Origin of the sequence: Chryseobacterium sp. KMC2, assembly GCF_016756935.1 — a bacterium.
In the GTDB taxonomy this organism is placed as follows: Bacteria; Bacteroidota; Bacteroidia; order Flavobacteriales; family Weeksellaceae; genus Chryseobacterium; species Chryseobacterium rhizosphaerae.
Genome location: NZ_JAESIT010000004.1, coordinates 267,773 through 280,630, shown reverse-complemented (window position 1 = coordinate 280,630; position 12,858 = coordinate 267,773). Strand labels below are relative to the sequence as shown.

At 37.4% G+C, this 12,858-nt stretch carries 6 protein-coding genes; 1 reads left to right on the top strand and 5 read right to left on the bottom strand.

Annotation, left to right across the window (positions count from 1 at the left end):
* Positions 1-9 precede the first annotated feature (9 nt).
* The 5 genes from JML65_RS06910 to JML65_RS06890 all read right to left on the bottom strand — a co-directional run bounded on the left by JML65_RS06910 (position 10) and on the right by JML65_RS06890 (position 10,672).
* Entirely contained in the window at positions 10-1,710 is a 1,701-nt protein-coding gene (locus JML65_RS06910; protein WP_202270339.1) for a RagB/SusD family nutrient uptake outer membrane protein, read from the bottom strand.
* A gap of 16 nt (positions 1,711-1,726) precedes the next feature.
* On the bottom strand, positions 1,727-4,822 hold the full coding sequence (locus JML65_RS06905; RefSeq protein WP_202270338.1) for a SusC/RagA family TonB-linked outer membrane protein: 3,096 nt from the start codon (positions 4,820-4,822) through the stop codon (positions 1,727-1,729).
* Between the two features lie 10 nt (positions 4,823-4,832).
* Positions 4,833-6,395, bottom strand: coding sequence for a glycoside hydrolase family 32 protein (locus JML65_RS06900; RefSeq protein ID WP_202270337.1), 1,563 nt, complete (start codon positions 6,393-6,395; stop codon positions 4,833-4,835).
* Positions 6,396-6,400: 5 nt separating this feature from the next.
* Entirely contained in the window at positions 6,401-7,711 is a 1,311-nt protein-coding gene (locus JML65_RS06895) for a sugar porter family MFS transporter (protein WP_202270336.1), read from the bottom strand.
* A gap of 240 nt (positions 7,712-7,951) precedes the next feature.
* Positions 7,952-10,672, bottom strand: coding sequence for a substrate-binding domain-containing protein (locus tag JML65_RS06890; protein ID WP_202270335.1), 2,721 nt, complete (start codon positions 10,670-10,672; stop codon positions 7,952-7,954).
* A gap of 1,004 nt (positions 10,673-11,676) precedes the next feature.
* On the opposite strand from JML65_RS06890, the gene JML65_RS06885 reads away from it, so the two are divergent.
* Entirely contained in the window at positions 11,677-12,477 is an 801-nt protein-coding gene (locus tag JML65_RS06885) for a hypothetical protein (protein WP_202270334.1), read from the top strand.
* Positions 12,478-12,858 lie beyond the last annotated feature (381 nt).

The following is a 12,858-nucleotide window of genomic DNA, read 5'->3' as shown; positions in this document are numbered from 1 at the left end:
CTGTTTATTTTAATAACCGTTATTTTGTTTATATAATCCCTGGCTGAAATTGACTTGAGCTAGTGGAATAGGACAGTATTCTTCCTTCCCGTGGTCAAAACCGGCTTGGGAATAGTATGTTCTTTTTGTTTTTTCTACAGCATAATAACTGTTCATGGTTTCTGCAGTGGTTCCCCATCTAACAAGGTCGAAGAACCTGCTTCCTTCCATAGCAAACTCCAGCCTTCTTTCCCAACGTAATGCTTTTCTGGCAAAATCCTGATTCCAGGTACAATTTACCCCTGGTTCGTACTGATGTATAAAGTTATTGTTGGTATAGCTACCTGTAAAATGAGTACTTGCAGCCGCCCTTGCCCTTACCTGATTGATCAACGGTAACGCAGCCTGATACTGACCCATTTCAATTAAAGCTTCCGCTTTGATCAGCAATACGTCAGAATATCTGATAAGAATCCTGTTTTTTGAATTCCCGTAGAAGGGATCAATATTTATGCTACATCCACATCCTGGCGGAACGTTTTCCTTTAGAGAAGCATAATAGCCATAAGTTCCAGGGCTTCTGTTCCAGCTTTCCTGATAAATTTTATCCTGATCATATTTCCAAGGTAATCCAGGTATGGCAACGGTGTGATATAACCTTGGGTCTACGTTATAATTATCAAGGTGATGATAATCAAGATCAGTTTGATTGTAGCTGTCAAACATCGGTAGCCCCTGAGTGTCTGTCTTAAAGGCGTTGACAAGGTTCTGGCTTGGTTTGTGGAAATCACAGCATCCCAATCCTTGCGGAAGCGAAAGCACATCACCGTAATTTAACCTTCCGAAAAGAGTGCCGTCATTATCTGAATACTGAATTGAAAAAACAGATTCCGGTCCATTTTCATAGGTTCCAGGCATAAAATTATTCCCGAAATCAGATTCCAATGAATAGTTTCCTATCACCTGATTAGCTGCATCAACAGCTTTTTGCAATGTTACCTTATTAATGGAAGTTACCGTATAACTATCATCCTGCTCGTAAGCCTGATATAATCTTACCTTAGCCAGATAGGCATATGCTGCATTTTTCTTCGGTCTTCCTACCTCTTGTTGTGCTGCTGGAAGATATTGAGCAGCATATTCAAAATTAGAAGCAATGGCTTCCCAAAGCTGTTGGTCAGATAATGCCCTATTGGAAATGTTTTTATATTCTTCCATCGGGGTGTTTTCATCCACATAGGGAACATATTTGTAGAGGATTTTCAGCATAAAATAGAAATGTCCTCTTACAAACTTCATTTCGGCAATTCTTTTCTGTTTGTTGGGATATTCTGCTTCTGTTAACTTATTAAGGGCCGCAATTGCCTTATTGGCTCTTGAAATTCCTACATAGCTGATATACCACAACCTATCCAATTCTCCAAAATCAGAACGGATATTATTGGAAATTTCAAAAAAATGGAAGGTCTGAATATCATTTGTTCCGCTACCGCCCTTGTAGGCATCGTCAGACCTTACATTTCCGTAAGGCCATAAACTGAAAGGGGTATCATAATGATCATTACCTAACGAGGCATAGGCTGCATTCACAAATCCATCTACATTTTTAGGTGTTACAACATCCGATTCGGATAAAACACCTCTTGGCTCGTAATCAAGAAAATCATTGCACGATATGGAAGTTCCAAGTAAAAAAGCACACGAGATAACTAAAAGTATATTCTTTTTCATTGTATACGTATTAAGGTTATAAGGAGATATTAACTCCGAAATTAAAGGTAAGTGGAAGAGGATAGCCGAAAGCTGGCGTCTCCGGATCTACCCCGGTAAAGCTTTTGGATTTTATCGTCCACAGGTTTTGTACACTGGCATATAACCTGAAATTACTGATGCTATAAGCCTCTATAACTGATTTTGGTAGGGTATATCCCACTTGTAAAACGCGCAATTTCAGATAGCTCCCGCTTTCAACGTAATAGCTTGAAAACCTAGATTCAGCGTTGCTATCAACGGTGGTTAGGGCAGGGATATCCGAATTGGGATTCTGTGGAGACCAGGCATTGAGCAATCGCGTTCCTTTATTAGATCCCACATCATCCACGCTCCAGAAATCAGTCTGGTATTTTTTGGTATTGATTACATCCACATCGCCCACACCCTGCCAAAATGTAGATAGATCAAAGTTTTTGAAGCTGAGGTTGATATTTACCCCATAAGTAAACCCGGGGTTAGGATTACCGATCCATGTTCTGTCCTGATCATTGATAATGCCATCCCCATTGAGATCGGCATAACGTATTCTTCCCAAACCTTTTCCTGACTGTTCAGCAGAATTATCCAGTTCATTCTGGGTACGGAAAAGACCGTCTGCAAGATATCCGTACATAGAGTTAATTGGTCTTCCCAGAATATTATCTGTTGTTCCGTTACCACCATAGTTGTTTTTAACCTCGTCAGGAAGTTTGGTAATTTTGTTTCTGTTCATGGAAATATTTCCAGACACTTCATATTTAAGCCCAAAACCGGTAGTGTTCTGATAGGCTAATGAAAACTCGATTCCTTTGTTTTCCATAGAAGCACCATTGATCCATCGGTTCCCCCCCTCACCGATAATAGCGAGATAAGGAGGCAGGACAAGAATGTCGTCCGTTGCCTTTTTGTAAATATCAACGCTTCCGGTAAGCTTTTGTCCAAAGAAACCAAAATCGAGCCCTAAGTTGGTTTGAGTAGTAGTTTCCCACTTAAGGTTATCATTTTTGCTTTGTATGGCAATAAATCCGGAATTGAGAAGCCCGCGACCCGCACCTGATAGATCATAAGCCGTCCCAAAAGAGGTGTTCCATGTAGGATTATCTCCTGCATAGCTTGCTAAATACAGAGCGTATACTGCTTCATTGCTGATCTCCTGATTTCCGGTTTGTCCCCAGCCAGCTCTTAGTTTTAAGTCAGAAAAGAAAGAAAGGCTCTTTTTTAAAAACTCTTCCTTATTGATTCTCCATCCTGCTGAAAATGCAGGAAAAGTTCCGAAACGGTTGTTTTTTCCGAATCTGGATGAACCATCATACCTTATAGTGGCTGAGAATAAATATTTCTGATTGTAATCATAAGAAAATTTACCAAAATAGGAGAGAAGGCTATAACGGGTAGAGGTGCCTCCATTATAGGCCTCGCCAGTGCCCGCACCGGGATACATATAATCCGGGTCTTCAATAAGAAATCCTTCTTTTCTCAACCATGTGTTGTTATAGGTTTCCTGGTACATTTCCATACCACCCAGAACATCAAAACTATGATTGCCTGCCTTTGCAGTGTATTGCGCCGTATTGCTCCATGTCCATTTTTCATTGGTAGACTGGTCTATATTGACTGCATTTTTATCATTTTTAAGATATCCGGAAACATAGCTTCGTTGAAGGGTCCGTTTGTTATAATCAGAATAGTCAATTCCAAAGCTGGATCTGAGGCTGAGATTTTTCACCGGCTGTAGCTCAGCATACATATTTCCGAAAAGTCTTAGATATTTGTAGCCATTATCTTTATTGTATTCCAGAAGTCTCACTGGGTTCTGGCGGTCGTTCATTCCTCCCACGGGACCTCCCCAGCCAATACCATCAACAGTATGTACGGGGATGATAGGTAATGCCCTTAGTGCAGGATCCAGTACGCCGGGATCATTCACTTCCCCGGTTTTATTGATCGTGAAATTTTCTCCAATCTTCAGTTTTCCGTCGAAGAAATTATATGAGGTATTGATACGTGCCGATACCCTTTTAAAGTCTGTGAACTTTACAATTCCTTCATTATTATAATAAGCGGCTGAAAAAAAATAAGATCCTTTATCTGAACTGCTTGATACGGCAACATCTACTGAATTGGCCTGACCTGTCCTCGATACCTCATCATACCAATTGGTATTGGCAGACTTCAGTGTTTTTGCAGCATCCAGGTATTCAGGAACATGAATATTATATAAAACAGGAACTCCATTTTGGGAACCCCAATCAAAATTATAGCTTACATTATTAATATTAGGATTAATGCCATCATTGATATTGGCCTGCCATAAGACTTGCCCAAACTGCTTGGCATTAAGAACTTCTGTTTTTTTTGCATATTGGGAAAAGGTAGTATAATAGTTAAGGTCTATCCTCATTTTTCCCTTTTTTCCTTTCTTGGTAGTAATAATAATGACACCATTGGCAGCTCTGGAACCATAGATGCTGGCAGATGAAGCATCCTTCAGTACTTGCATGGATTCTATATCATTGGGATTGAGCTCATGCATACCAGCTTTTGTTGGCATACCATCGATAACATACAGAGGATCCGTATTATTGAGAGTCCCGACACCCCGGATAAGAACCTTGGTATTTCCTCCTGAAGGGGAACCGTCGGCCGTAATATTAACGCCTGCAATTCGGCCCTGCATAGATTTGATGGGATTAGGTTCTGCCTGTTTGTTAAGGTCTTTCATATCAACTACCGAAACAGCTCCTGTGATATCCGCTTTTTTCTGGCGGGTATAACCTGTAACTATAATTTCATCTATTTTTTTTGTTGAAGAAAGTGTTACATTGATCTGCGGATCATCCATTACCTTAAGTTCAACCCCTTCATAATCCGTTAGACTGAATATAAGGGTGTTGCCCTTTTCAGTGTCTTTGATCTCAAATTCTCCATTCTTGTTGGTTTTTGTTACAGTTCCTGTTTCTGAAACAGTAATGGTAACACCCTGTAAAGGTTTTTTGTCTGCAGAAATAACTTTACCTTTTACTACTTCTTGTGCCAGAGCAAAAGAAAATGGTAGCATACAGAAAGCGATGGCTATTTTGTATTTTTTCATGATCAATCGTTTATTTAGTAGTTAGCTGATGGGCTTGCATGGAAACTGAAGAACCTTTAGCTTCAGTAGTGACAGTAAGCTCTGAGTAAGGTTCGTTAGGAAAGAATATTTCGGTCATTACTTTCTCTCCATCGTTAAAGAAAATTTCCAGGGATGTTTTGTCCAGTAATATTTTGAAAGAACCTTCTGAATACAGTCTGGATATCTGGGCTTTTGAGATTTTGTTGGCAAAATTATTCCCGAAATTAGTCTTCCCTGACTTGCTTCTGTCAACAAATAGGAAATGATCTTTATTGTTAATCCCGAAAGACACTTTCTCTCCCAAAGAATTATTTACTGTAAAAGTATAGGTGTCGGATCCCATATTTTTCAGATTAATTTCCAGAAGAGCTTTGGTAAGGTCCAGCTCACCTTTTTTAACCAGTTGCACCTCCTTATCCAGTATTATGCTTTTGTTGATATTTTTACCCTGATATTTTGATAGTTGTTGAACCGGAATACTTCTTAACAGGTAACCATTGTCTTCTTTTGTCAGAATTACCTCCCTGGCTACGGTGCTGGCACTTCTCCATTTTTCGGTAGGTACATCCTGGGAGTAATCCCAATTGGACATCCATCCGATCATTAATCTCTTACCGTCCGGTGCATTATCCCAGGTTACCGGAGCGTAATTGTCTTTTCCCCAATCCAGCCATACAGCAGATTCCTGATTCAGTTGTCTACTAAAGTGAGGATCCATCGTAAAAGATTTTCCGTCAAAATCTCCTACAAAATATTGGGCTACAGATCCACCGTTGGGACCTCCGGGATTAATGCTGATGATTAGTACCCACTTTTCTTCATTTGTCCCTTTTATCTTTACCGGGAAAAGATCAGGACATTCCCAGACTCCTCCGTGAGCTCCTATACCTTTTCCGAACTCAGATAAAAAAGTCCAATCTTTTAAATTTTTTGAACCGTAAAAATGAGCTCTGTCCTGTGCAGCCAATGCCATAATCCATTGCTGGCTTTTCTGGTCCCAAAATACTTTAGGATCACGGAAGTCTCTGATGCCTGGATTTTTAAGCACAGGATTACTGCTGTATTTTATCCATGTTTTTCCCTTATCCAAGGAATAAGCTATTCCTTGACTTTCTACATCCGTCTGATTGGCTTTCTCTTTGACCATATTGTGATAGGTAAATATGGCAACAACAGGAGGAGTTTTCCCGTCACCAAAACCTGATGTATTATTTTTATCCACTACGGCACTTCCTGAGAAAATATATCCAAGTTCATCAGGATACAATGCTACAGGCTGATGGTCCCACTTTATAAGGTCTTTACTGGTAGCATGCCCCCAGTGCATAGGGCCCCATTTACTTTTTTCAGGATAATGCTGATAAAATAAATGATAAGTTCCGTCTAAGTAAAACATACCGTTCGGATCATTCATCCAGCCACTTTTGGGTGTGAAATGGTAGTTTGGTCTGTAAAGTTCTTCTTCTTTTGATAAGGTTTGTACATTCTGTCCTTTACAGTTATACATAAAAGTTACTGCAATAGCCAGAATACTAAAGTTTATAATCTTCATTTTGTTTATTTTGATAATTTTTGACTTAATTTTTCTAAAGAGATCCCTTTGGTTTCCGGCATCATAAAAATGACAAACAGAAGCTGAAAGATCATGGCTATTGTAAATATGAGAAACACAGTACCTGCGCCGATGGTAGAAAACAGAGTGGGGATCAGGGAAGGGATTACTGCTGCCAGAACCCAGTGGGTAGAACTTCCGAATGCCTGTCCCGAAGCACGAAGGTGATTGGGAAATACTTCCGAAATGAAGACCCAGATTACCGTTCCCTGTCCAATTGCATGGGCTGCAATAAAAAGAAAAAGAAAAATAGGAATACTGATGCCTGACCAGTGGAGATAAAATGCCATTGTTACTAATCCCAAAGAAATAATATATCCAATAGAGCCAATGTACATTAAAGTTCTGCGTCCCACTTTATCAATAAGGGATACACCTAAAAGGGTAAAGATCATATTGGTGATCCCGATTCCGATACTGCTTAATAATGCCGTCTTTTCTCCAAGTCCAGCTTCTCCGAAAATCCTTGGAGCATAATAAAGAAATGCATTGATTCCGGACATTTGATTGAAGAATGCAACTAAAAAAGCTAGAATGAGAGGAAAACGATATTTTTTCATGAATATGTTTTCCTTTGGAGTTTCTGCGTTGGTATCCCGAATCTGAGAAATCAGAATTTCAGGGTCTTCATCCGGGTTGATTACTTTTAATACACTTTTGGCCTCATCAATTCGTAGTTTGGAAATAAGCCACCTAGGACTTCTGGGAATTGAAAGTACAAAGAGTGTATAAATAGCTGCCGGTATTGCCTGTATGCCCAACATCCATCTCCAGTCATTTTCACTGGTTCCGCTGATGAGGTAATTGGATAAAAAAGCAACCAGAATTCCCAGTACAATATTAAATTGATATAAAGAGACCAATCTTCCACGGTCTTTTGCCGGAGCTATTTCCGAAATATAAGTAGGGGCAGCTATGGTGGAGGCACCTACACCTAATCCTCCCATAAACCTGAAAAATGCAAAGGTATACGGATCGTTGGATAAGGCCGTTCCTATGGCTGAAATAGCATAAAGAATCCCAATAAAAAACAGTGTATTTTTTCTTCCGAATTTATTAGTAGGGAAGCCTCCGAAGATGGCACCAATTACGGTTCCCCATAACGCCATTCCCATGACTACCACCCCATGAAAGGCATCTGAACTGTGCCACAACAATTGTAATTTTTTATCAGCTCCAGAAATGACGACAACGTCAAACCCGAAAAGAAATCCTGCCAGAGCAGCAGTAATAGACCAGATTGCAATTTTATTCATTTTAAGACAATGTTTAATTGCTCCTAAAATATTCTGAGAATACGATCTACGCTTCTAGTATTGTTTCAATTTGCTCATCAATATGAACTGAATGTTAATATTAATTTATTTTACTGTAAATCAATTCGTTAAAATTAAATCAAATGTAATTATTATGAAAATATTACAAAATTGTTACACCTTTATTTAAAAATGTTACACGAAATGCGGGATTTTTTCGGGTTGCATAGCTTATGTTTCTTACAACGATTTCCTAAATGCATTAGGCGAAAGCCCATATTTATTTTTGAAGACCGTTGAGAAATAATTTGGAGATGAAAATCCGTTTTTATAGGCTATTTCTGAAATGGTCAGCGTAGTGTTCTGTAGCATGGTTTTGGATTGCTCCAGGCGGAAATTATTGATATAGTCACTGATGTTTTCATTGAAAATAGCTTTAACTTTTCTGTATAGTTGCACCCTTGAGACATGTAAAGATTCCGCAAGATGCTCAACTGAGAAATCAGTATTGTCAAGATTTTCACTGATATTTTTATTAAGGTTGCTTACAAACTGCTGTTCAAGATTACCAAAAGATTGGGCTTCAGAAATTCTGTTGATATTATTGGTATAGTAATATCTTAGTTTTTCCCTATTGTATAGAAGGGATTTTAAAGACTGCATCAGAATAGGATAACTGAAGGGTTTGGTGAGATAAAGATCAACTCCTGATTTCAGCCCCTGTAAATAAGATTCTTCATTATCCATTGCTGTTAAAATAATAGTCGGGATATGAGAAGTTCTCAGATCATTTTTAAGAATTTCACAGATTTCAAAACCATTTTTGTCAGGAAGGTTCACATCGCATATAATAATATCGGGGACGGAATATAAAGCCTTTTCAACAGCATCAGTGCCATCAGATAGCTGAATATCGAATTCATGCTGTAACTTATTCTTCAGAAACTGTGATAGGTCCCTGTTATCCTCAATGAGCAATAAAGTGTACTGGGATTCTTTAGATATAAAACCTTCAGGTTCCATCGTCATAAATTCCGTCTCTTTTTCCAGCAGTGAAGCTTCTGTAATCTGTAGTTCTTTGATTATCTGATCCTCGTTGAAATGTTTATTTCCTTTAAACAGACTAATGATGAATTCTGTTCCTTGGAATGAGCTTACTTCTATGGTCGCTAAATGTAGCTTTATGAACTCTTTGGAAAGATGAAGCCCAATTCCGGAGCTATTTTTGCGGTTATTAGAACCTTTGAAGTAGGGCTGAAAGACATGCTGTAGTTCATCCGCAGGAATTCCTATTCCGTTATCTTTGAAATGAAGGGTAACCTGATTGCCTTTTTCGATGATATTAATTTCGATTTTGCCATTATCAGGGGTGAATTTAAACGCATTGGAAAGTAGGTTAAAATATACTTTGTCCATAAGATCCCTGTCAATAAAAAGCTCCTGGTTTTTGTTGTTACACTGAATATTGAACTGGATATTTCTTTTTTTTGCTTCACTTTCAAAATCACGGAATATAGCATAGGAAAAATTATAAATATTGGTTTGTGATACTCTGAGATTAAAATTTTTATCTTCAACCTTTCTGAAATCTAAAAGGTTATCGATCAACCGGAGAAGCCTTTTTGAATTCTTACTGATCAGTTCCAGTTCATAAGGAGACTTTTTTCCTTTTGATTTATCATCATCTTTTAAAGAGTCAATGGAACTTAAAATTAGGGTAATAGGGGTTTTAAACTCATGGGAAATACCAGTGAAAAAACTGACACGCATCTCATTGCTTGCCTTCAATTCTTCAGCAATATGTTCAATCTGGTTTCTTTGAATCGTAATTTTTTCATTGGTAAGGGTGAGCTGTTTGTTCTTAAATTTTATAGTGTATATCAGGTAAATACAGTAAGCGACTGAACACAACATAGTAGTAAGCAGGACAATAGACCATTGCAACAGAATATTTTGGGAAGAGTATAGCTTAGTTGTTTTTTTGATGGCTGTCACCTGGCTTTCTATTGTACCTTGTTGTTCAAGGATACGGTCAAATTGATTTTTCATGATTGCTGCATTGAATCTGTCAATGATGGTAGTTCCGAGCTCTATCCTTTTAGAGACAGTATGTCCTTTATGGATTTTAATTGCTGTTTCTATGGCTTCAGCACCGCCTGAAGGGTAGAGAAGGGTAGCATTAAGTTTTCCGTCCATTACCATTTGAATTCCGCCATCACGCGTATTAAGACCGTCAACTCCCACAAATTTGATATTGTTTTCCACTCCCAGATTTCGGGCAACCAACCATGCATGAGAAGCCAGTTCGTCATTGAAGGCAAAAACATACAAATTCTGGTTCCCCATTACTTCCAATGTATTCTTGAATTTTTCAGCAGGAAATCCCTTAAAACTCTCCAAGAGATGTGCATTGGGTTGGTTTTTTATAATTTCCTGAAATCCTTGGCTTCTTTCGAGGGAAGGAGACGAATTATCATCACCCCTTATTTCCAGAATATTCTTGTCAGATTTAGAGTCTGCTATGATGTACTTGGCTGCTTCCTTGCCAATTTCGATATTATCGGCACCAATATAGGTAGTGTATTTGTCAGAATCAATTTTCCTGTCCAATAAAATTACCGGAATTCCTTTGCTGTAAGCTTTTTCTACAACAGGAACCAATGAGCGCGAATCAATAGGAGAAATAATTATGATATTGATTTTTTGATCTATCATTTTCTGAATGTCGGAAATCTGCTTCTGCACAGACCCATTTGCTTTTTCTATATCAAGGTCTACTTCAGAATATAATGAAGCCTGGATTTCCATGGAATGATTCATTGCCTCTCGCCAAGGATGATTTCCCAGGCCCTGAGAGAAGCCTATTTTTAGTTTATCACCTTCAGTATCTTGACTACAACCTGAAAATAGATTCAGAAATAATACGAGTAATACATAAAAGATTGTAGTTTGTAATTTCATAGAGTCCGGCTTGAATTTATCGTGAAACAATATTAATAAACTTATTTTTTATATGAAATTTTTATCATATAGATTATGGAGTTATATTGATAGTTTACTATTTGTATTTCGAAAATAAAGAAGATGTCTTAATTTACTTATCGGAGATGACATAATCTGGAGAATGGTTACTTTTTATCCACAAGATACTCTTTTAATGGTTTTTGTAATATTGAAATGGCCATCAAAATTATTTAACACTTTATGGATTGACTGTCCTTCAAAGAATATATAGTATTTTTTAGTATGTGATATGTTATTAATTACTTTCGTTTACCTGAAAGACAAAAGGAGAGTTGTAAAATCAATACTTGCATTTTTGTTGATTTTTTTCTTTAAAAATGTCATATTAATAGATGAGAAATAACGGTAAGAAATGCAATAAGACTGAATATAATACCAGGTAATTGGGAATATCAACAGCCACATTTAGGTTTCTTAATGAGTCTGTAGGTAAGCAAAAGATAAGTTGATTGTAGCAACAAGTGGTTATATCTAGTCTCTTTTGTCTCCTTTCGGATTGCTGGTGAAGTGATAATAAATGCATCGCAACAGTACTAATAGTCTCTATTCATCCCAAAATAGTGTAAAAGCGATTGCTCATAATAATTCATTTTAATACATAATATAATTAAAGTGTTGCACAGATTTACATATGTTTTTCATTTTTACCTTGGAACAAGTAGCTCCTGCCTTGATTATTTGAGCAAAATTAAATAGTAGATATGTGAAATCTTCTGATTCATTTTCGATTTACTGTTTTTTACTCCAATTGAATGATTATCAAGGTGAATATGAGTGTCCATTTTCGGAAATAAGATGGCTTATATTTCGGAAACTAGTGAGTATCGTGTTTGTGTAGCTTCAAATTTGTGATGACTTTTACATTAATGAAGTAGATACTTTTAATGGCAAAAGTTAATAGAAAGCTACTTTTTAATTACTAATAATAAAAAACTGTTATCATGAAAAAACGATTATTTCTAGCATACTCATTAGGAGTGTCATCCATACTTTATGCGCAGGTTGGAATCAATACTCCAACTCCTTATTCAACATTAGATATTGTAGGAAAACCTGAAATCACGACATCAATGGATGGGCTATTGCCTCCGCGCCTTACAGGTGATCAGTTAAAAGCAAAAGATGCAATTTACGGGATCAATCAAAATGGCGTTATTGTATATGTGACTTCAGCCGTGGGGATTTCAACACCAAAGACAATGAATGTTACAATGCCCGGCTATTACTATTATAATGCTCCAAATAATACCTGGACCGCTTTTAGTTCGGGAGGAACAGGAACAGCACTATATGCAAGTAGAAGTGGAGCCTGGTCATTGGTAAGTCTTGGTATTTCTGGTACTAACTGGAATAAAATAAGCCTTACATCAACAGATACCAAAACAGGAATTTCAACACTCATCAATAATGGGGTGTATACAGCTCCTAAATCAGGGTTATATGCCGTTAAATATGAAGTCCAGTTGGAAGGTGGTGTTGATCTAGGTATATTGGGTGGGAAAAGTTTGGGTATTCTGAAGAATGGAAACTCAATATTTGAAAGGAAAGTTTTTGATGCTGTTCGGGTTTCTATTCTTGGTGTAACACTGGCATCAGTACCTGTCACATCCACGACACTCGAAACAATGATCCAGTTGAATGCTGGTGAGACCATTACATTTGCTGTGGAAACAGGAGGTGTTAATCTAACATTACTCACTGACAGTAAGGTTTCTGTTTCTGTTCACAAAGTCTCGGAATAAACTGATTATCTTTATTATAAATTAGTATTCTTTCAATTATATTATCTAATAATGTCTTGATTAATGTATCACTTTAAACATTGCAATATAGAATGAATTATAAAAATATTCACATAGGGAGTTTAATTAGTCAAAAAGTTCAAGAATCCTCTATTAAGGTCGACAGAATTGTTAATTTTTTTAAATGCGATATCCAGGAAATTCAAAAAATGTATGAGGCAGAGAGCTTGGATACAAAGGCTATGCTAAGCTGGTGCAAGCTCCTGAAATGTGATTTTTTCAGAATATATTCACATCATCTGATATTGTATGCCCCTCCACAAAAAATCTTGCTTAAAACTAATAGTCACAAAGAGAAATCGGTATCGGAATTTAGAAAAA